General features: G+C 42.4%; 17 protein-coding genes and 1 pseudogene. 6 read left to right on the top strand and 12 right to left on the bottom strand.

Features of this window, described 5'->3' with window-relative positions; all coding sequences use genetic code 11:
* Window positions 1-47: 47 nt before the first annotated feature.
* Window positions 48-953 (top strand): DMT family transporter, encoded by a 906-nt coding sequence (locus tag NL643_RS11830; RefSeq protein ID WP_253644449.1) that lies wholly within the window; start codon window positions 48-50, stop codon window positions 951-953.
* Window positions 954-1,035: 82 nt separating this feature from the next.
* Here the strand turns inward: NL643_RS11830 and NL643_RS11825 are convergent, their stop codons facing one another.
* Window positions 1,036-1,350: a multidrug efflux SMR transporter gene (locus NL643_RS11825; RefSeq protein WP_005395239.1), complete on the bottom strand. Its 315-nt coding sequence runs from the start codon at window positions 1,348-1,350 to the stop codon at window positions 1,036-1,038.
* Window positions 1,351-1,500: 150 nt separating this feature from the next.
* Window positions 1,501-3,606: a M4 family metallopeptidase gene (locus NL643_RS11820; protein WP_253644448.1), complete on the bottom strand. Its 2,106-nt coding sequence runs from the start codon at window positions 3,604-3,606 to the stop codon at window positions 1,501-1,503.
* 352 nt (window positions 3,607-3,958) lie between these two features.
* On the opposite strand from NL643_RS11820, the gene NL643_RS11815 reads away from it, so the two are divergent.
* On the top strand, window positions 3,959-5,323 hold the full coding sequence (locus NL643_RS11815) for an endonuclease/exonuclease/phosphatase family protein (protein WP_085343727.1): 1,365 nt from the start codon (window positions 3,959-3,961) through the stop codon (window positions 5,321-5,323).
* Window positions 5,324-5,615: 292 nt separating this feature from the next.
* Here NL643_RS11815 and NL643_RS11810 read toward each other — a convergent pair whose 3' ends face one another.
* The 4 genes from NL643_RS11810 to NL643_RS11795 form a co-directional block, all read right to left on the bottom strand.
* Window positions 5,616-6,149 carry a hypothetical protein gene (locus NL643_RS11810; RefSeq protein WP_047008291.1) on the bottom strand — a complete coding sequence of 178 codons (534 nt, stop codon included), beginning with the start codon at window positions 6,147-6,149 and terminating at the stop codon, window positions 5,616-5,618.
* Entirely contained in the window at window positions 6,143-6,529 is a 387-nt protein-coding gene (locus NL643_RS11805; RefSeq protein ID WP_005395243.1) for an MAPEG family protein, read from the bottom strand. Before NL643_RS11805 ends, NL643_RS11810 begins: the two co-directional genes overlap by 7 nt.
* A gap of 197 nt (window positions 6,530-6,726) precedes the next feature.
* A complete protein-coding gene (gene rarD / locus NL643_RS11800) occupies window positions 6,727-7,632 on the bottom strand; it encodes an EamA family transporter RarD (RefSeq protein WP_065646305.1) in 906 nt (301 codons plus the stop codon).
* A gap of 101 nt (window positions 7,633-7,733) precedes the next feature.
* The gene (locus tag NL643_RS11795) at window positions 7,734-8,456 is read right to left on the bottom strand and encodes a sulfite exporter TauE/SafE family protein (protein WP_253644447.1); all 723 of its coding nucleotides are present in this window, start codon (window positions 8,454-8,456) and stop codon (window positions 7,734-7,736) included.
* Between the two features lie 446 nt (window positions 8,457-8,902).
* Between NL643_RS11795 and NL643_RS11790 the strand changes: the two genes are divergently transcribed.
* Window positions 8,903-9,433 carry a prepilin-type N-terminal cleavage/methylation domain-containing protein gene (locus NL643_RS11790; RefSeq protein ID WP_046876029.1) on the top strand — a complete coding sequence of 177 codons (531 nt, stop codon included), beginning with the start codon at window positions 8,903-8,905 and terminating at the stop codon, window positions 9,431-9,433.
* Between the two features lie 48 nt (window positions 9,434-9,481).
* Here the strand turns inward: NL643_RS11790 and NL643_RS11785 are convergent, their stop codons facing one another.
* Window positions 9,482-10,462, bottom strand: coding sequence for a chemotaxis protein (locus NL643_RS11785; protein ID WP_253644446.1), 981 nt, complete (start codon window positions 10,460-10,462; stop codon window positions 9,482-9,484).
* Window positions 10,463-10,941: 479 nt separating this feature from the next.
* Between NL643_RS11785 and NL643_RS11780 the strand changes: the two genes are divergently transcribed.
* Window positions 10,942-11,550 (top strand): response regulator transcription factor, encoded by a 609-nt coding sequence (locus NL643_RS11780; protein WP_253644445.1) that lies wholly within the window; start codon window positions 10,942-10,944, stop codon window positions 11,548-11,550.
* Here NL643_RS11780 and NL643_RS11775 read toward each other — a convergent pair.
* The 4 genes from NL643_RS11775 to NL643_RS11760 form a co-directional block, all read right to left on the bottom strand.
* Window positions 11,547-12,434 (bottom strand): LysR family transcriptional regulator, encoded by an 888-nt coding sequence (locus NL643_RS11775; protein ID WP_253644444.1) that lies wholly within the window; start codon window positions 12,432-12,434, stop codon window positions 11,547-11,549. The genes NL643_RS11780 and NL643_RS11775 overlap by 4 nt on opposite strands.
* Before the next feature lie 136 nt (window positions 12,435-12,570).
* A complete protein-coding gene (locus NL643_RS11770) occupies window positions 12,571-13,932 on the bottom strand; it encodes a GGDEF domain-containing protein (RefSeq protein ID WP_253644443.1) in 1,362 nt (453 codons plus the stop codon).
* A gap of 6 nt (window positions 13,933-13,938) precedes the next feature.
* Complete coding sequence (locus NL643_RS11765; RefSeq protein ID WP_048624969.1) at window positions 13,939-14,088, bottom strand: hypothetical protein; 150 nt, start codon at window positions 14,086-14,088, stop codon at window positions 13,939-13,941.
* A 4-nt stretch (window positions 14,089-14,092) separates the two neighbouring features.
* Window positions 14,093-15,247, bottom strand: a complete 1,155-nt coding sequence (locus NL643_RS11760; RefSeq protein ID WP_134645615.1) for an EAL domain-containing protein — start codon at window positions 15,245-15,247, stop codon at window positions 14,093-14,095.
* A 678-nt stretch (window positions 15,248-15,925) separates the two neighbouring features.
* On the opposite strand from NL643_RS11760, the gene ylqF reads away from it, so the two are divergent.
* Both ylqF and NL643_RS11750 read left to right on the top strand, forming a co-directional pair.
* The gene (gene ylqF, locus NL643_RS11755) at window positions 15,926-16,870 is read left to right on the top strand and encodes a ribosome biogenesis GTPase YlqF (RefSeq protein WP_005376521.1); all 945 of its coding nucleotides are present in this window, start codon (window positions 15,926-15,928) and stop codon (window positions 16,868-16,870) included.
* Between the two features lie 340 nt (window positions 16,871-17,210).
* Window positions 17,211-17,389: pseudogene (locus NL643_RS11750) on the top strand (CAI-1 autoinducer synthase); the annotation flags it as partial.
* 18 nt (window positions 17,390-17,407) lie between these two features.
* On the opposite strand, the gene NL643_RS11745 reads toward NL643_RS11750, so the two are convergent.
* On the bottom strand, window positions 17,408-17,912 hold a 505-nt coding region (locus NL643_RS11745), incomplete at its 5' end, for a transposase (protein WP_253644442.1).

The raw sequence follows: 17,912 nt of genomic DNA, 5'->3' as shown, positions 1-17,912 counted from the left end.
AGCTGAGTATGCTAAAGTGAGATCTGTCGCAACAAATGAGCAGTAAAATGTCTAATTCATTCAACACTCTGGTTCCCATTGGTGTGCGCTTTATGGTGCTCTCCGCATTCGGTTTCGCGCTAATGTCTGCCACAGTAAAGCATGTCAGCCTTCATGGTATCCCTGTATTTGAGATTGTTGCAGCGAGGGCACTCGTCTCACTTGTTATCAGCTATTTAGATGTTAAGCGAAAACGAATTTCTGTATGGGGCAATAATAAGCCATTACTGTTTGCGCGTGGCGCAGTGGGCACCATGGCATTGATGTGCGTATATTATTCGGTGACTACCTTACCTTTGGCAGAAGCGACCATATTCCAATACATTCACCCAGTATTTACTGCGCTCCTAGCCGTCTTTTTCTTGAAGGAACGCATTCAACCATCGACGTTCCTTTGTATTGCCTTGTGCTTACTCGGCATCTATATAATGGTAAGTCCAGAAACAGGACAAGAAGCAGAGCGCACTTTACCTATGTTTAGCGTAATGATTGCAATCTTGGGCGCATTTGGTAGCTCAATTGCTTATGTCATTGTTAGAAAACTTAGCCAAACTGAAGATAGTTCAGTGATCATTTTCTATTTCCCTCTGGTTGCTCTGCCCGCTTCACTCTTACTGATTGGCGATGATTTTGTTATGCCCGACCTGTATCTGACTTTCATGTTGGTTTTGGTTGGTGTATTCACCCAAGTTGGGCAATTGGGATTAACCAAAGCAATGCAAACTCAGCAAGCGGGCAAAGTGTCTGCTTACTCGTATATTCAGATCGTATTTTCTGTGTTGTTAGGCATCATTTTCTTCGGCGAAATCCCGCTCATCTGGACGTACATCGGTGGTGCACTAATTGTAGCGGGCGCACTCATTAACGTATTTGGCCACCATTTGCGATTGCCATTCGTTAAGCGCAGCGCTTAACCCTTCAGCCCCAAAGCGAGATAACACTAAAACGTAAAAAGCCAGAGTCGACTCTGGCTTTCTTTTTATGTTTAACCTGACGTTAAGCGGATAATTTTAATCCAGCGATACCGGCAACAATAAGCAGTAAACTCAGCAATTTTATCAGCGTCGCGGGCTCGTTAAATATGTAGATACTGACGATTGCCGTTCCAATCGCTCCTATACCTACCCAAACGCCGTAAGCGATACCGAGTGGTAGCGTCCTTAATGCAATTCCAAGTAACCAAAAGCTCAACACCATAAACGTAACGGTAAAGCCAGATGCCGCCAATTTGGTAAAACCTTGTGAGTATTTTAGTCCGACAGCCCATGCCACTTCGCATAAGCCAGCAATGAAGAGAATTCCCCAAGCCATGTCATATTTCCCAACGAGATGGGGTCGTCCCCGAGAAAAGATAGAGCGGTGAGGTCGTCCTCACTTCTTTGTGACTCGCTATTATATACAGAAAATTGAACGTAAAAAAATAAGGCCCTGATATTTCAGGGCCTCTTTACATAAAAATCGCTAGGGCTTAGCGATGATGAATACGGTACCATCCGTCAACGTAAAGCTAACCTCACTGGTTTTCTTTCCGATACCGGATAAACTGCACTCGTTATCGTTATCACACGGCGTATTTGAAATAACATTCCACACGCCACTCATCAAGCCAGAACCAGTAATAATCGCCGTCCATGTTTTACCATTGTTGATTGATTGTGTAGTAACTTCACCAGATGGTGGTGGCGCTTCTTGTCCTACATAACTTGCTTCCACATTCAAGTTACTGTAACTGCTGTAAGCGTACACGCCAATGTGCCACGTTCCTTCATTCGGAGAAGTAATACTACATGCTTCATTACTGTTGCTACTGTATGAGCGACAATCGTAGCTGGTTAAACTTGGTTCACTTCCCAACTTAACGTAAAGATCCGCATCGCCGTTTGTTCCCGATGTGGTAACAGTAAAATCTGAACTATTGGTAGGCACATCAATCGTAAAACAATGCCACTCACCAGTAGATGAAGAGTCTATGTTGCTGGAAACACCATTGTTTAGGGCGATAGCCTCACACGTGCTAGATGGTGGCTCGACGACTCCGCCATCAACTGAAACACCGACCTGAGCAAAAGCGTCGGCTACATCATTCGCCGCCACGTTTAAGCTTTGGGCGGCCGCCAATACACCCGCAGCTGCAGAGTCAAACGTTTCGCTTGGCGTCCAGTAGTTCTGGTTAGCGTACGCAAAAACCTCGAACGCCTGTCGCGTTCCCCAATTGTACTCAACCGCCAATAGATAAAACGCTTTGTTAAACACACCACTTGAATAATGCACATCCATGCCACTCACATACTGAGACGCGTGATCAATTGAACGACCATCAAGGGGCGGATTATCCATATAGCGCAACGCCGCATTGGCAGCCTTTCTAATATCGTACCCAACTTTCCAATCGTTAGAACCACGTGAATAGAATTCAGCCGCCTCACCTGCCATATCTGAGAAAGCCTCATTGATTCCGCCAGATTGCTCTGAATAAATCAGATCAGAGTTTTGTTCTGTAAATCCATGGCTAACTTCGTGCGCTGAGACATCTAAACTCACTAAAGGATAGAAATAACTCGCACCGTCGCCAAAAGTCATGCTCGAGCCATTCCAAAAGGCGTTTTCATAGCGTTTGCGGTAATGCACTCGCATTTGAAGCTGAAACGTTAAGGGCGCGGTATTCAGCCAATCTTTGTACATGTCGTATACCACTTTGCCAAAGTAATGCGCATCGTTTAACGGGCTGTACGCTCCATTAATTTCTTTAACACTATTGGTTGGACAAACGAACGTATGTGTATTGCCAGACGTCCCACCATTCAAGTTGATGGTTTTGACCACGCCAGGAATGTCCATCAAACACGTATCACCGGATTGCTGGACTAATAGAGACTCAAAGTCCACACCATAATGATAACGACCAATTTTTTGGTTTCCTCCCGGACCATTCGCTTCTACGTGCGCTAACCCTTCATATTGCAGCAAAATGTTTCCTGTTTTAGCATCAACAAGAAAGGTGGGACGCGTAGGCTTACCACCATGCTCATTATCAGCAAAAAACTGGACAATATAAGCTAAGTGCGCCACGTCACTTTTATCGACATAAATACGCAAACCTTGGCGCTGATTCTCTATTTGGTATCCGTTTTCACGGTACGGCTTTTGCGTTGAAGACATTACTTGAGAAAGCGACAATCTAGGCACCATATCATTGATATCTCGGGCAATATCCTTTACGAGAGTGCCGTTGATGTGCTTGATTTGGCCCTGTTTATCACGATGTACGACAATTTGCTTGCCCCAAATCGGGACGCCTTTAAACATCTGCTGATAACGACTATGCGTACCGCCGTTTTTACCTTTGTTGGTTTTCAGCTTTTGTACACGATTTCCATTTTGTAAACCTAACACACGATCTATATTTTGTGTGGCTGCAAGGTTGCGTTTTTCTAAAGCAACAACAAGACCATGGTTTTTCTCTAGCCGTTCGGACTGAGCGGCGGATAAAGATGTTGAAAAAAGAAGTGGTGAAGCAAGCATTGCCGTGACAAATAACCTGCTCTGATAGTTTGATACTGAACCCATCGGTTAGCCCCCTATTTTGCATCAATAGCAAAGCCAAACTGACCAGTTCTTATTTGTTTGTTTCTCACCCGAAAGTGAAGTCAAACTTATCGTAATCATCCCGCTCATTGATTTTAGCACACACAATCATACAGCTTATGTTTTAGTGCCATTTCATCTATTAAAAGCGACACCGTTTTTTAACAATTTGCATATAACCTTTTGGTGTTGAAAGTGTTGCGTTTATTGCACAAATCACACAAAAACTAATTGAACATGTAAATATGAAAACGTTTGTGTGATTGATATCGCTTAAAACAATTACTGATGACTTTAATATTCAGCCGAATCAATTATAAGGTATGACGTACCCATGAAAACAATCAAAACCTCTATCGCTCTCCTGGTTGGCGCCGCTCTATTATCTGGATGTAATGACGACACTGAATACGTCAATGTTCAGCCAAAAGAAGTAAAAATAGCGACTTACAACCTCTCTTTTGACCGTGCAACTTTTGAAGCTTTAGTAAGTGAAATGCAAATTGAACCAGCGCAGCAAACTGTATTGGTTACTGCCTATTTAGACGGTTCTATCGCCGCTGAAGACAAAACCACTGCGGAAAAAGTCATTCAAATTCGTAACGTTGCTGCGATTATTCAGAAGAATCGCCCTGATGTTCTTATGATGGCGGAATACAACAACGACGGAACAGGCGAAAACAAAGCTGCCCTTGAAGGCTTCCAGAAGAACTACCTGTCTGTCGCGCAAAGCATCAATGGTGCAGGCGGTGAAGCGAACCTTGAACCTATCGAATATCCTTACGCGGAGTCTTACTCTACAAACACAGGTTTGCTAAGCGAGTTTGACCTCGACAACAATGGAACAGCAGGTCAAATGCCGGGCGATGCATGGGGCTTTGGCATGTACCACGGTCAATATGCCTTTGCCCTAATGTCTAAATACAAGATTGATACGGCAAATACGCGTACGTTCCAAGCGTTTAAATGGAAAGATATGGAAGGTGCGAAGATTCCAACCATTACTATCTGTGACGGCTCACAAAAGATTCCAGATGGCATGAAGTGTGGTGATGAGTGGTACTCTGCAGAAGAATGGGATCAAGTACGCCTATCTTCTAAAAACCACGTAGATGCACCAATTATCATTCCGACTCGCAATGGCGAGGAAGTTGTGCATCTACTGATGTCGCACCCTACTCCACCAGTATTCGATCCAGGTAAAAACAAAGCGCAAAACGCAGCCGAAGTAGAGTTCTGGCATCACTACATTCAAGGTAAAGACTATTTCTACGACGATGCAGGTAAGAAAGGCGGCTTATCGAGCGGGGCTAAATTCGTAATGATGGGCGATCAAAACCTTGATCCCGTGGCCGGTGACGGTATTAGCTCTGTAATGCAAGAACTGCATAATGATCCATTGGTTAACCAAACCGTGATGAATGGCGAGCTTTATCCGACAAGCTTTGGGGCAGCCGAACACGCTGTTGACCGCAGCTCCACTCACCCATATCCAAATCGCATCACTTCGACGTTTGGCTTGGGTGTAGATTATGCCTTGCCTTCTGCAAACCTAAATGTGGTGGACTCTGGTGTATACTGGTCAGCTTCTTATGAAGAAGGTCGTAAGCTATTTAACGATGCGCGTATCGGCAAGTATGGTGATGGCAAAGATGTGTCTTCCGACCATCGCATGATCTGGATTAAAGCACAGTTCTAAACTGTGTCATTTAAATAAAAAAAAGCCAACCACAAGGATTCGTGATTGGCTGTATATATTTGTGAACAAAGTGGTTCACTAACAACGTCAGTTGGCTAGGTGACCCTCGGCTTAGAAAGGGTCACTCATACTAAAGCATGAGACGTGCCAACTTTGCAGCGCACAAAAACAGGTTGTTATTTAACCACTTTCATTAAAACTTCACCAATAGCCACTGTTTGCTCACGCAATGAATTGCAATTTGCAAATTATAATTAGCATTTCGCAATAAACCCTACCGTTAACTTTTGTTCTATGGCTTCCTAGCCAAATCACGTGCGAGGATTAATGCGAGTCCGAATACTTGTAAGAAGAGCCCGATATTCTTGTACCAAGCGATCTTTTCATCTTGCTTTGCCATTACCTCATTGAGCTCTACATTCTCAATGTAATAGTCATCAATGCGATCTCTATACGAAGCTTGTGCTTGGTTTATCTTTGACATTAGCTGAGGGAGTTTATCTATTTGTATTTCATCCGATTCGTGATGAGTCCAAGAGGATAAGTGCCCTTCCAATATCTGTTCTATCTCCGAAGGTATCGCTGCGCTCTGACCTATGTGCAAGTGAAGCAGCAACGCCTCTCTTTTTCTTTCTAGAGTTTCAACGCTATTCCACGCGAGTTGGATGGAATACAAGTTTTCCGCCTTTTGCTCTGCGAGTTGCGAATACTGTTTGCCAAGCCTATCAAGGACCAAGCTAGTAAGAACGATCGCGCCAATATTCAGTACTAACCCAATCAGAACGAGTACCCATGGCGGCGGGATATAGCTACGAAGACTTACCATAACTTATCGTACGGAAGATAAATCATATTCAACACAACCAGCGAAAGTATCACTAGGAATGTCACCTGCATGCCCCTAACACGCCTTTTTAAGTCCTCTTTCAATATACCTCGAGCATGGATAATTCGACCGATCACGAAAATAATGCCTGTGAGATGTATCCAGGTTGGGTAAGCACTATTGGATTCTAATAGTGCCATTAGAATCAGAGTAATGGGGATATATTCTGTCGCGTTACTCTGTGCACTACGAGCGATTTGGAGAGCCTCTACTCCTCCGTCAGCATAAGCAACCTGATTTAAGCGACGCTGCTTAATCACTTGAACGGCCAACCAAATAATCAGTATTGCAAGAATGCTAGCGTATAGAGCTGTGATCATATGTCGTCCTTTTTGATCCGGTTTTCATTATATAGCGTGTCACTTGGCTATAAATATAGCGGTATCCTAATGATAATGCGTCAATTAACCTCAAATTATGCTTATAAGAAAACGAGTAAGAGAATACTTTATGGAACTAAAAACGCCCTCGAATAGAGGGCGTGAGAGTGAAATCGTGAATATTCAAGAATGGTGCACTATAAAGGATGATTGGCCAGCTTTTTACGCTTATGCCCTTTGACAATACTTTCAAAGATTGTAAATAACAGCCCCACCCAAATAAAGGCAAAGGTCACTGCTTTAACTTCATCAAACAGTTCACCGAAAAACATGACAGCCAAAACAAACTGCAAGCTTGGTTCAATGTATTGCATTAAACCAACTGTCGATAAGTTTGTTATACGTATCGCGATAGAATAAAAAATCAGTGGTAAAAGCGTGATCGGTGCGCTGCCAAAGTACAAAAGCAAAGTTGTGATATCTACGCCTGAAGCCAACTCACCCACTGTCCATTGTTTGTAAAACAAATACGCCACGGCAACTGGAGTCAATAGTAGAGCCTCAACAAATAAGGTGGTGCTCCAGTCATATTTTATCTTCTTTTTGTACAACCCATACAAAGCAAAGAACAACCCCATCGTTAGTGCGATAACAGGCAACTGGCCATAATGAATCACTTGATACATCACACCAATTGTTGCTAGCACAATTGCGATGAGTTTGCCTTTTGATAGCTTATCTCCAAGAATAAACACGCCTAGTGCCACAGACACTAACGGTCCAATAAAAAAGCCTAAGCTTGCATCGATGACTCGATGGTGAGTCAAAGCCCAAGTGAACGCACTCCATGAAATACACATCAAGCTGCTCGCGACAAACGTGTACCACAAAGATTTTTTGTCACACCAGATTTCTTTCCAATTCGGTCCTCGACGGGTTATACCAAGCACAATTAAAAAACCGACCGGAACTGAGCCGATGATTCGCCATGCCAGCAACTCATCCATTGAAGCATTCGGTAAATAACGATAATAAATGGGTAGCAGCCCCCAAATTACAAAGGAGAATGCTGCCATAAAAGTGCCATAACGAGTGTTATTCATAAAACTATCGCTCATCTAAACGAATAAGTCAGCGCAAACAAATCGCGCTATGCATAATAAAAGGAACGCGATATCCCTGTGAGTTTAAGATGCTGAGGGCATTACTGGTTCAACGCTTGTACTACTGCTGTAAACCCACTCACAAAACACAACATAAGTGCTCCAAACCGAATTTTTTCTTTTGGTAACGATTGGGTGGTTTTCATCGCGAGCCAATACCCAAGTGCTGCCGCAGGTAATAGTGAAATAGTAATCACCAAATGGTGTAATGTGAAGAAACCAGCGGGAATTTGAACAACGAGCGAAATGATGGAACTGAAAACAAAAAATGCCGACAGGTTACCACGTAACTGATTTGCTTCTTGATGTTGCAACAACAACGCCATCGGTGGGCCTCCAATCGCCGAACTGGTACCAAACAATCCAGAAAAGAATCCTGCTAATGTCATACGCGCTGGTGTGGGTTCAACCCGAAACGGTAAAACACTCACCACAACCGCGAATAACACCAAAAAACCAATCCAAAGTGTAAGGGCTTGAGTCGAGAAAAAAAACAGTAGCAAGCCGCCAGCGACCGATCCGGGCACACGCCCAATCAATGCCATTTTTAAACCGCCGATTTCAACACTACTGCGGTGCTTCATCGCATTCATCAAAGAAATAAATAACGCGACTAAACAGATTGGTGCAGGCACATACTCCGGCGCCCAAAGAATCAGTAAAGGTGCGGCAACAATTGCCAAGCCAAAGCCTATTGCGGTTTGTACATAAGAGCCAAGAAATATTAGCCCTATCGCAAGCAAGTTTATCGAATCGAATTCCATTTAGATTATTCTTATATTTGAAAGCCAAACACGAAACCAAAGCACATTCGCACGATGAATGCGTCGAGTGTGTTGTGATATGAATCTCGCGTAGCATTCATCAAAGTGAACAAAAAGACAATCCATTTGTGCGGTTTGCCGTCACTTCTTTTCGTCTTTCATTCAGCCAATGTACACGTATGCTTATATCTAGACGAATTCATGCTCGACTGTTCATACAGCATTTCTTCAACGGAATTAATGACTGCTCAAAAACGGCCGCATTAGATCTTTGACCCCTCCTCCCGCTCTATGTAGGCGTAGCCGATTCTCACTACGTCGGTATAGCACTTTATGACTCATCGCTTTATACTATTGATCATTTTGTCATTACCGTACTTATTTACACAACAACAAGTGTACGGTCAGTGTTACTTTTTCTACCTTTAACTTGCTGTGAAAATAATATGAGAAAACAAACTGGATTTACTCTAATAGAGTTAGTCGTAGTTATTGTCGTGCTTGGCATTCTTGCTGTCACTGCCGCACCACGCTTTTTAAACCTTCAAAGTGATGCGCGTGAAGCGCGTTTAGAAGGCATGAAGGGCGCGATTGCATCAGCGCTCGGTGTCGGTTATGGGAAAATGGCGATTGCAGGGTTGGAGAGCAAATCTTACGTTTCAAACTTCGTAGACAGTGCTTTAATGGCCGATTTACCATTTGACGGTTGTAATATTGGTGGTTCAAAACGCTGTGTTTTCTTATATGGGTATCCTGATTCTGATAGCGAGTCGATGAAATTGCTTGTGCAAGGGCTGAACGAAGAAGGCTCAGATTGGAAAACATTTCATCACCCAGCGGGTTCAACAACACGAGAAATGGTCATTGCAGCAGTAGACGAAAAAAGAGCAAGCCTGACACAATGCGGGATTTTATATGGACCACCGCAGGCTCCAAACGAAAGTTACACCTTAAAAATTCTTCCATGCCCACAATAAGATAAGGCTGCCCATCGGCAGCCTTATTTTTAATCTTATCGGGTTTGTTTACGCAAAGTTAAATACGTATTTATCCATCATATTCACCATACGGCCAATCTCTGGCTTGGTAATCGTATCATTTGCGCCAAGAGACAGTGCTTTCGCTCGGTTATCCTCACTCATCAATGATGAGAACATAATGATCGGCATGTCATGAAACGCTTCAGTATCGCGTAGTCTCTTCACTAAGTGCATACCATCCATTCGAGGCATTTCTACGTCTGTAACCACCGCATCTAACAGCTCTTTAACTGGCAAGTTTTCTTCTTTCGCGACCTCGATTAAGCTCATTAATTTCTCATGAGCCTCACCACCGTCTTTACAAGTGATCACATTGTAACCTGAAGAAGCTAATGTATCTTGAATCAAAGAGCGAATAAATGCTGAGTCATCCACCACCATGATCGTTTTAGCATTACGCTTACCCACCATTCTCTGGTTTAGATCTACCGACTTATCCCCTTTCACATCGTATTTTTCCATACTCAGCTCTGGGTTAATATCCGCGATGATTTTTTCAAAGTCGAGAATCATGATCAGGTTGCCTTCTTTGCGAACAACGGCCACTACACAATCTTGTTCGCCCGCTTCCAAAAACTGACTTGGTGATTCCACATCATTCCAAGAGATACGATGAATACGTGAAATACTATCAATCAGAAAGCCATTGGTCATTTTGTTGAAATCAGTAACGATAACAAACTTACGCTCTAGGTCCTGGCGTGTTGGTACACCTAACCAACCAGCTAAATCTACTAAAGGCGTCAATACATCTCTGGACGAAAACACCCCGATCATGTGAGGTTGTGCGTTTGGATAATCGGTTGTCTCTGGTACGCGAATCACTTCTCGTACTTTCGCAACGTTGATGCCGTAATAACAAGTTTTTGTGCTGCCATCCGGCAATGTTTTTTCTAAATGAAACTCGATGATTTCAAGCTCATTGGTACCACTTTCTGTCAAAATGGTGCTGGTTACGTTACTCATAAAGCCAATTATCCAACCAAAATACGCATCAGAAAAAGTTTGATGCAAACGCCATGAGAAGCCATTCTCAGGCTAAAAATCCAAGCATCCTTTTTAGTCGTTACAACAAAGTTTGTAAACCACCAAAAGGACGGCCAACGCACATTTCCATATCAAACTGTGAAAAAATGTCTCATTTTTGAACAGGATAACATGAGTTAACTTAGTGCGAGCTTACCTTCCCACTTTTAGCGGCCATTTCGATGAAAAGTTTAGGGTTAATATTGATGTTTTTCGTTGGCCTATCACTATAACCCACACATATGAAATCCCTCGTGTATTGGCGTATTCGACAGTATCTTATTCAATTGTGCTCAGTGAATTTCAATTATAGAAAATGTCATTTTCCTTTCCATCAGAAAGGTTTTTCCTACAATCCCTCTTAATACAATCATATTGCGTTGGGCGGTATGACAGTTCGGATAGTAGTGAGGCTCCATTTGAATAATGTTCTTATCATTGATGACCAACCACTTTACAGCGAAGCACTGACTTCTCTTGTTGAGAGCGTAATCAACACAGCCGAAGTCATTCAGTCGAAAGACAGCGCAGAAGTAATGGACTTAGTTCGAAATACAAAAATTGATTTTATTATTCTAGACGTTGTCCTTGGTGATCGAGATGGTATGCGTTTGGCGAAGAATATTTTAGCAACGGACTATCAAGGTAAATTACTTTTCATTTCTTCACGCGACTATTCCAGCCTTTCTAAAGCGGCTTACGAGATTGGAGCTCATGGTTTCTTGAATAAAAACGAGACAAAAGAAGCGATTACTGACGCGATTGTGAGCGTCTCACGTGGGTACTCTATGTTTAAGTCTACTCACGCTCCTTCTACTGGTGATGTCACGCTATCCAATCGCGAAGCCATGGTGTTCCACTACTTAGCTCAGGGCTATTCAAATAAACGTATTTCAGAACAACTATCGCTCAGCGCTAAAACCATCAGCACTTACAAAACTCGTATTTTGAAAAAATACCATGCAGATTCATTGATTGAATTACTGCATACGATCCCAAGCGCTGAAAACATTCGATGCGATCGTTAGTTCTTCATATATTTTGCAATGGCATCGGTTAATATCTGGTGCATAGCGTCGTGACGATGGCTTTGCTTCATCTGAAGTACAACCTTTGGCCAGCCATTGGTGTAATAAGATTCAGGAATACGAATAAAACGGTATCCTTCGATTGGCGCCTGATACTCCAGAAAAACCGTCGCCGCCTTTTTTTGTTTGAGCAGCTTTAGCACACTGCTCACGTTATCTAGCGCTGCAATTCGATTGATCACCATACCGTGATTTTCCATTGCTCGTTTTGCAAGCTGCTCTTTCTCTTTCCAACCGATAATTTCAAGCATAATAAATGGCAGTTTGGCAGCCTCTTCAAGAGTGGTGATCCCAAGCTCTTCCGGAACAACAACCACAGCAGGCGCGTAGCCAATAAATTTCTGATGGATAGATTTTGGCAATTCATCATTGAAGTAATGAAGCTGGGCATCCACTTTGCCTAAAAGGATTTCGTCCACCGTATATTCCGTGATGGTTGCGACAGTAATATGAGCTTTAGGAAACAGCGTCATTAAATCCATCGCCAACAAGTGTCCAAATGAGTACTGAGCCGTTTGGGGTAAACAGACCGTTATATCCTTACTGTATTTTTCTGGTTTGAATTCTGATCGAACTAAGCATGTTTCTAAGTTATCTAATGCATCTGCTATTTTGGGTAACTGACGCATCAGAAAGTTGGTGGGTTCTAAATGATGTGGGTGACGAATGAATAGTTCATCACCAAGCTGGATGCGTAAGCGAGCAAGATATTTACTGATCGACGCCTCACTCTTGCCCAAGGCTTTCGCTACGGGTTTAAGCTGACGATGCTTTTCTAGCAGAACCAGTATTTTTAATAGGTTTAGATCAAGGTCTTTGTTCACGATACAGTACCAGTTGGGTCTTATGCTAATCAGCAATCAAAGGAGCATTATGCATTGCTCGACTAATATAAAAGACCAAGGGTACTGCTTGGTCAAATTTATCAAACAGTTATGTCATGGTTATGTATTGTTGTCCTCAAACACGCTGTTTTTTCATTTCATATAACTCTTCATCTGCTCTCACGATCACCTCTTGCAGCGTTTCATCCTCTTCGCGCACAGCAACACCAGTACTAACGCTGATCTCTATATCTAATGTATTTAAACGATTGTGTTTAACAACGCTACGGAGCTTTTTCGCTAACATGGAAGCTTTGCTCATGCTGCATCCGGGCAAAATTACAATAAACTCATCACCACCAGTCCTGACTAAGTAGTCACTGTTCCGAAAAACCTTTCTCATTGAGTCTGCAATAATAACAATGACTTCATCGCCAACATGGTGTCCGTAACGATCATTAATCTTCTTGATACGATTTCCGTCAATCGCAATGATAGAGTATGGTTCAACCTCCATTCGATGTTTAAACCGCTCTTCTTTAAATACTCGCCGATTTAATAACCCGGTTAAGTCATCTTGCGTTACATCACTCAGAGCATTTTCTAATTGAATTTTGCTCTGTTTAGATTCATTGGCTTTTCGATAATAGGCGAACGCTACGACAGAATAGATGACAAGAATAAAGCTGTAGTCCACCACTATTTTACTAAACGGATATTGGTAAATGACAAGATTATTATTGTCGGCAACATAGGATTGAGTGTAAGCAAAATGAGCTAAGGGGTAGCTCGGAAAGTAAATAATTATCTGCTTATTTCCGTTACTAACCTCTACGTCAACGGCTTTGCCTTCATTATAAAGCGATGATAAATACAGTTGTTCCGAAAATTCGCCGACAAGCTTCCCTCTATAGTAGACGGGACTCATGATACTTAATGCCATCTCATCTGAATACGTGGTTTTGAAGGGCTTAGAGATAAGAACTCGGTCGGAGAGCTGCTCTTTCCACGCGGCAAGAATACAAGCGTAATTCACTCTGCACCATTCTATATCAAACGTCTCTTTAGATCCCTCTAGAGCTGGGATTGGTCGTTCTAAGATGAGTTTGTCACTAGTGTAAGAACGAAAGTACAATATGGCGTCTTCTCTATCGTAGACATTGGACAAATGAGCTTCTGCTTGGTGTAGGGCTTTACGAGCAACAGTTTCCACATAATCTAGTTTTTTATACGGCCTTAAAGCATAAATTGCATCTTGAAAACTGAAGTCAGTCAGTGCTTCTATTTGTTCGACGCTGAAGTTTTCATACTGAGCCAATTGAGCTTCGGTCAACAAGCCTAGCAGAATGACCTTCTGCTTTGTTTTTGCTAAATTGTTAGCGTACGTATTAAATTGCTTCTCCTCATAAGAGATGAGTACAGCACCAATCATGGTCACCGATACAATAAATAACAACATCGCAACCGCAAAAGAAGAAACAAAACTTCTTACATTCATAACACTTTATGTTCCCACTACTTTTGCAAGTTCAATAACATCATTCACATTAAACTTGTCTAAAAATCGACGTTTCTTGGTACTCACGGTTTTATCACTGATAGCCACACAGATAAGCATTTGATCATCAAAGATCAAACAGTTCAATTTTTTCATATTTTTACTTCAAAATAGTAATTACCTCTAACGGCATGGGCTTATCAATGTAAAAGCCTTGGCAGATGTCTATTCCACATTCGCGCATGGTTTTATAGGTTACTTCGTCTTCGACACCTTCTGCGACAATACGAATATTGAGGCTTTTCGCTAAAGCACAAATAGCGATGACAATGCTTTTCTTTTTCAGGTCTTCACTCGCTCCGTAGACAAAAACGCGGTCAAGTTTGATCTCGTTAAAAGGTAACTTTGCCAACTTTTCAAATGTAGATGAGCCCGTACCAAAATCATCAATTGATACCGTGACACCTTTCATTCTGAGTTTGATGAGGTTTTTGTAGATAGACGTGCTAGCTTGGAAAGCTTCCCGCTCTGTAATCTCAATGGTGATTTGTGACGGGTCGACACCACTTTCCGAGCATTGTTGAATAAAACGATGCGAGAAGTCAGGGTCGTTCAAGTTTTCGTGGTCGACATTAATCGAGACCTTTTGGGTTAATCCCCTATTGTTGATGTCATAGATTGTATTAATCAGCACTGATTGAAAAAGTTCAGAAGACAAATGGCATCGTTTTACGATCGGAAGAAAGTGGTTTGGTAACAACACGCCATAAATGGGATGCACCCAACGCGCTAACGCTTCATAACCTAAAAGCTCACCACTGTGTGCGTCTACCAAAGGTTGGTAATAATTCTTCACTCGCCCTTCACCCAAAGCAAACAAAAACTCTTGGTCTTGCAGTACGATAGGTTGAGCAAACGCTGTTTTTCGCGTTCTTTCATCTTTTATTTGGTTGAGGAGTTTAACCACTTGCATTTCGTCGTACGGCTTAGGCAGTTCTCCTAATATCTCAAAACTAAACCCTTCGCACATTTCTCGTACTGCCGAGATGATGCTCTGCTCCAACAAACTGACTAGCACGACTTGCCCATGATACTGAATTTGGTCGAATACTTCCAAGATGTCGATACCGCCTTTTCCCGGCATCTGGAGATCGCAAAAGATCACATCAAAATATTGCTCTTGTGCACATTGACTAGCAGTGTCCACACAATTGAATGTACTGACTGAAGCGCCACTATGACCCAATATTTGGGTAAGTATCTTGGTTTGTAGAGGATGACCATCAATCACCATCACATTAAGCTGTGTATTCATTTATCTCTATCCAATAGTCTATATTTTCGATCTCCTGCTCGATTGGTTAAATTAATCCTGCCACTCGCTGATCAAAATCGACCAGCATTACTCAGCCTCAATGTAAAACTCAGTCTGCTTGTCTGTTCTCAATAACTGTCACTATCAATGAGTTAAAAAAGAAACTACTGGCAAAAATGTGGCAACGGACAACGCTGTAATACGACTTATCGTACTGAGCATAAAGCCTTACTCGGACTGGGCAGTCAGACTAATTTGTGTCGGCTAAATGTCAAATTTCGACTAATAGCGAAATGAAATATAAATTACTGATATAAAGATAAAAAATTAAAATAAGTCAGAAAAAACCGACAAAACAATCCACCTTTGACTACACAATATTTGCGCTTAATATCTCACCAAAGTGAATACTTGTTGTAAGTCCGTTGGAGAGTATACTCAACAAATGTTTACTTGCTCGTCTTTAAACCGTGGCTTTTTGTCTCCATCTTGAATGCTTCGCCGTCATTCCGTGATAAACTAGCTCATTAACACGAAAGAAACGCTCAACTTTGCGGTACAGAGCCACAAAAGTAAGTACGGTTTTAACACACTCTGTCTAAAACTATGCTGCTCGAAGCTCAAATTACTACTCGTACGCCCGTTGGAGCAGTAAGAAAATTAAGGTATTAAATTCAAATGGTTAATAACTCAATCCAGTGGTTTCCTGGCCACATGCACAAAGCACGCAAAGAGATCGAAGAAGCAATCCCACAAGTGGATGTGATCATCGAAGTACTGGATGCTCGTATTCCTTTCAGTAGTGAAAACCCTTTGATTTCTCAAATCCGTGGTGACAAGCCGGTCGTTAAAGTCTTGAACAAGCGTGATTTGGCCGATCCTGAGTTAACTCAATTATGGATTGAGCACTTGGAGCAAGAGCAACACGTAAAAGCAATGGCGATCACGACGTCAGAACCGCAAGAAGTGCATCGAATCATGGAGCTTTGCCGTAAACTTGCCCCACACCGTGAAGAGATCGGTAAAAACATTCGTACCATGATCATGGGCATCCCAAACGTTGGGAAATCGACAATCATCAATACTCTAGCTGGTCGAACGATCGCGGTGACTGGTAACCAGCCCGCGGTAACACGTCGTCAGCAGCGCATCAACCTGCAAAATGGCATCGTTTTATCCGATACTCCAGGGATTCTGTGGCCAAAAGTGGAAAACCCACACAGTGGCTTCCGTTTAGCTGCTACAGGCGCTGTAAAAGATACTGCGATGGAATACGACGAGGTTGCGTTTTACACCATTGAGTACCTAGCAGCCCACTATGCAGACAAGCTTAAAGAGCGTTACCAAATCGAAGAGCTTCCTGAATCAGATATCGAGATCATGGAAGAAATTGGTCGCCGCCGTGGCGCACTACGCGCAGGTGGACGTGTGGACTTGCACAAAGTATCAGAGATTTTGTTGCACGAACTTCGCCAAGGCACACTAGGCCAAATTACACTAGAGCGCCCAGAAATGATCACTCAAGAGCTGATTGAAGTCGAGATTGAAACCGCTCGTAAAGAAGAAGAAAAAGCGAAGCGTAAAGAAGAGCGCCGCAAGCGCTATCTACGTAATAAGCGATAAACTGATATTATCTTTTCCCAATCATATTTTAAGGCGCGATTTTCGCGCCTTTTTTGTTATCTAATGCGCCCATTTTTTCACTTTTCAAACTTTAAATTCCTCATACAAAATCCAGACATGAAGCACGAAAAAAACACCGAAAAATCGCCGTATAAGCTTTAAGCACAAACTAGTTTAGACCCCGGGCCCCTATAGAGTTACAGCCACCATCCAACCCTCAAATGTCGAGTTTGCAAGGGTCTGCAAACTTATGCAACCTGGTTAGTGACACTCTCCCCAAAATCCGCAATATGAATAAGTGTCAGCGCTGGCGTTTTTCCATATGAAGAAGAGATTTATTATGAGTGAAACTATACAAAGCAAACCACTTCCTTCCTTTATTGAGGAACGCCTAGATTTTCATATTCAAGATCTAATTGAACCGAACGAGAAAAAAAACACCTTGTTCTTGGTAAACGTCCAACGTGTAATGCCATTGTTATGCAAAGCAATGATTACCTTGCACTGTCCCATAACAAGAGACTATGGCGTCAATAGTTAATTTTTGAGGCTATCTGTATCCCACATAACACCATCTCTTAGCATTGAATTTAAGATAACAACCATCTTTCTCATGCAGGCAACAATGGCAACTTTTTTCGGTTTTCCTGCCGTAAGTAGTCGTTCATAAGTTGCTTTGAAAACAGGGTTGCATTGGATAGCCGACATCATCGCCATATACATAACGGTCCTAACTTGAGACCGCCCTCCTTGTATCAGCCGCTTACCTTTAAAGCGGCCACTTTCTCTTGTTATTGGTGCGACACCAATGAGAGAAGAAGCTTGTTTGTTAGTGATAAAGCCCAGCTCGGGTACATTACTAATTAGGGAGGCAGCAAGGACTTTACCAACACCAGGCATGCTTTGGAGAATAGTATTTTTGGCTTGATACTCAGGACAACTCTCAATCAGTTTCGCTATCTTTGTTTCTACTTTTTCAATCTGATTTTTCAGGGCGGTAAGGATAGGGGTAATCGTAGACGAGATATTCTTAGGTAATATT

It is taken from the genome of Vibrio sp. Y42_MX_L11 (genome assembly GCF_024181785.1).
Lineage (GTDB): Bacteria > Pseudomonadota > Gammaproteobacteria > Enterobacterales > Vibrionaceae > Vibrio > Vibrio diabolicus.
This window is presented reverse-complemented; position numbering and strand designations above follow the sequence as displayed.

What these genes read in the sequence shown, in the direction of transcription:
- ylqF (WP_005376521.1), top strand. Translation starts at nt 15,926, where the DNA reads ATGGTTAATAACTCAATCCAGTGGTTTCCTGGCCACATGCACAAAGCA.
- NL643_RS11820 (WP_253644448.1), bottom strand. Translation starts at nt 3,606, where the DNA reads ATGGGTTCAGTATCAAACTATCAGAGCAGGTTATTTGTCACGGCAATG.
- NL643_RS11805 (WP_005395243.1), bottom strand. Translation starts at nt 6,529, where the DNA reads ATGATCACAGCTCTATACGCTAGCATTCTTGCAATACTGATTATTTGG.
- NL643_RS11825 (WP_005395239.1), bottom strand. Translation starts at nt 1,350, where the DNA reads ATGGCTTGGGGAATTCTCTTCATTGCTGGCTTATGCGAAGTGGCATGG.
- NL643_RS11785 (WP_253644446.1), bottom strand. Translation starts at nt 10,462, where the DNA reads ATGAGTAACGTAACCAGCACCATTTTGACAGAAAGTGGTACCAATGAG.
- NL643_RS11765 (WP_048624969.1), bottom strand. Translation starts at nt 14,088, where the DNA reads ATGAAAAAATTGAACTGTTTGATCTTTGATGATCAAATGCTTATCTGT.
- NL643_RS11815 (WP_085343727.1), top strand. Translation starts at nt 3,959, where the DNA reads ATGAAAACAATCAAAACCTCTATCGCTCTCCTGGTTGGCGCCGCTCTA.
- NL643_RS11770 (WP_253644443.1), bottom strand. Translation starts at nt 13,932, where the DNA reads ATGAATGTAAGAAGTTTTGTTTCTTCTTTTGCGGTTGCGATGTTGTTA.
- NL643_RS11790 (WP_046876029.1), top strand. Translation starts at nt 8,903, where the DNA reads ATGAGAAAACAAACTGGATTTACTCTAATAGAGTTAGTCGTAGTTATT.
- NL643_RS11760 (WP_134645615.1), bottom strand. Translation starts at nt 15,247, where the DNA reads ATGAATACACAGCTTAATGTGATGGTGATTGATGGTCATCCTCTACAA.
- NL643_RS11810 (WP_047008291.1), bottom strand. Translation starts at nt 6,149, where the DNA reads ATGGTAAGTCTTCGTAGCTATATCCCGCCGCCATGGGTACTCGTTCTG.
- rarD (WP_065646305.1), bottom strand. Translation starts at nt 7,632, where the DNA reads ATGAATAACACTCGTTATGGCACTTTTATGGCAGCATTCTCCTTTGTA.
- NL643_RS11830 (WP_253644449.1), top strand. Translation starts at nt 48, where the DNA reads ATGTCTAATTCATTCAACACTCTGGTTCCCATTGGTGTGCGCTTTATG.
- NL643_RS11795 (WP_253644447.1), bottom strand. Translation starts at nt 8,456, where the DNA reads ATGGAATTCGATTCGATAAACTTGCTTGCGATAGGGCTAATATTTCTT.